Consider the following 2,361-nt stretch of genomic DNA (forward strand, 5'->3'; position numbering starts at 1 on the left):
CCACCACGTGGAGGCGGTGGCGCTGGCGGACGCGCAGTGGTGTCTGCCTTTTGGTCTGCCGCAGGCTCGCCCGGATGATGCGACGCGGGCGCTGAAGTGCGCGGAGGAGCTGGCCAGCGCGGGCCTGAGCGTGCGCCGGGGCCTGGAGTCCGGCGTGGTGCGCCTGAGCGCGGAGACGGGGACGCCCCGGCTGTCCGGCCTGGGGCTGGAGCGGGCTCGGTCGCTGGCGGACGCGGCGGTGCCCGGGGAACTGCTCGTGGGCGCCTCGGTGAAGGCGCTGCTGGTGGAGGCGGGCGGGGTGCGCATCGGCGTGGCGCGCGAGCTGCCCGGCGGCACCGCGTGGCGGGTGGAGTCCGGCGCGCCGTCGGCCCGCGTGGACGCGCTGGTGGGGCGCGACGAGGCGCTGACCCAGGCGGCGGCGGTGGTGGAGTCCGCGCGCAAGGGCGAGGGCGGCGCGCGGCTCTTCGTGGGGCCCACGGGCGTGGGCCGCAGCCGCTTCCTGGAGGCGGTGTCGGAGCTGTCCACGGGCGCCTCGCCGCGCGTGGTGTACGCGTGGGGCGGCGACCCTCGCTCCGCGGGAGCGCTGGGCTTGTGGCGCACGGTGTTCGCCGCGCTGTCGCGGAGCGCGACCGGTGGAGACACGTCACTGCCGCCGCTGTCGGGCCTGGGCTTCTCCGAATCGGAGGCCGCGGCGCTGTGGCGGAGGCTCGCGCGGGGCGCGCCGGTGGGCGGGCACCTGCCGGCGGGGGACGGGGCCGTGGTGGACGCGCTCCAGCGCGTGGCGAAGCCGTCCGGCCTGCTGCTGCTGGTGGACGACGTGCACCGCGTGGACGGCCCTTCGCTGGAGCTGCTCGCGGGGCTGCTGGCGACGAAGGAGCCAGGCGTGGCGCTGGTGGCCACGGGCGACGTGGACGCGGTGCCCCCGGCGCTGGCGTCCCTGCCGGTGACGGTGCTGGAGGGGCTGTCGCCGTCGGAGCTGAACGCGCTGCTCACCGCGAGCCTGGGCCTGCCGCTGTCGCCGTCGCTGGAGCGGGCGGTGGCGGACCGGGTGCGCGGCAATCCCGCGCATGCGCTGGCGCTGGTGCGGCTGCTGGTGTCGGTGGGGGTGTTGCAGCGCACGGAGGGCGGCTTCCAGTCCAATGGTCCGCTGTCCGCCGCGATGCTGCCGCAGAGGCTGGGACAGGCCCTGGGCGCGCGGCTGGAGCTGTTGCCCGCCGCGTCGCTGCGCTTCCTCCAGCGGGCCGCGGTGGAGGGCTCGCTCTTCAGCGCGGAGCTGGTGCGCGCGTCGCTGACGGCCACGGACGGCGCGGAGGTGCTGGAGGACGCGGAGTGGGTGGTGCCCGTGCCCGCGCAGCCCGGCATCTTCCGCTTCACGAGCGAGGAGGCGCGGCAGGTGCTGCGCGAGCGCCTGTCGACCTCGCAGCTGCGCGGCGCGCACCAGGAGCTGGCGGAGGCGCTGGAGATGGTGGCGTTCGCGCAGGAGCCGGCCCGCGAGGTGCGCGTGGCGGACCACCTGCTGGGCGCGGAGTCCTCCGGCGCGCCGGTCGCGTGCGAGCGGGCGGGAGACTGGTTCGCGGCGCGGGGCGAGTGGCGCGCGGCGGTGGAGTTCTACCGCCGGGCCCTGGGCCGGGCGCCCGGCGCGACGGCGGCGGTGGTGCGCTGGCAGCTGGACGTGCTCGCGCGCGCGGCGTCGTGCCTCACGCAGGTGGACCCCGCCGCCGTGGATGGGCTGGTGACGCCGTGGCTGGACAACGTGCCGGTGATGCAGACCCCCGGCCGGTGGGCGGAGGCCGCGCGGCGCCTGGCCGTCGCGGAGCTGAAGCTCTCGCGCGTGGACGACGCGGAGGTGCGCCTCAGCATGGCGCAGGGCCCCGCGGGCTCGGACCCGGAGGTGGAGGCGCTGGTGCTCGGCGAGCTCGCGCGGGTGCGCGAGGCCAAGGGCGAGACGACGGCGGCGGTGGAGCTGCTGGCGCGAGCCTTCCAGCGCATGGGGAGCCGGACCCCGCAGGTGGCGGACTTCTTCTGGGAGCACTACCTGCTGCTGGGGCGGCTGCAGCAGCGGCTGGGGCAGCAGGACCGGGCGCGGGTGGCCTTCACGCGCGCGGCGGAGCAGGCGCGGTCGGTGGGCAGCGCGGTGGGGCAGGCGCGGGCGCTGTCGCAGCTCGCGGGCCTGCGGGTCCTCGCGGGCGAGCCGGCCCAGGCGCTGTCGGACCTGGAGCGCGCGCTCGCCCTGGCCGAGCAGGGGGGAGATGCCCAGGAGGTGGCGCGCATCCACTACAACGCCGGGCGCCTGCTGGTGGCGGGTGGCCGGGCGCCGGAGGCGCGGGAGCGGCTGGAGCAGGCGAGGGAGCGCGCCCGGGT

The 2,361-nt window shown here is 77.8% G+C and carries 1 protein-coding gene; it reads left to right on the top strand.

Annotated features, from left to right (window positions below; all coding sequences use genetic code 11):
* Positions 1-2,361 (top strand): tetratricopeptide repeat protein (locus D7X55_RS38530; RefSeq protein WP_147470397.1); only part of this gene is annotated, 2,361 nt, incomplete at both ends.

This window comes from Corallococcus sp. AB049A (assembly GCF_003668885.1).
Lineage (GTDB): Bacteria > Myxococcota > Myxococcia > Myxococcales > Myxococcaceae > Corallococcus > Corallococcus interemptor.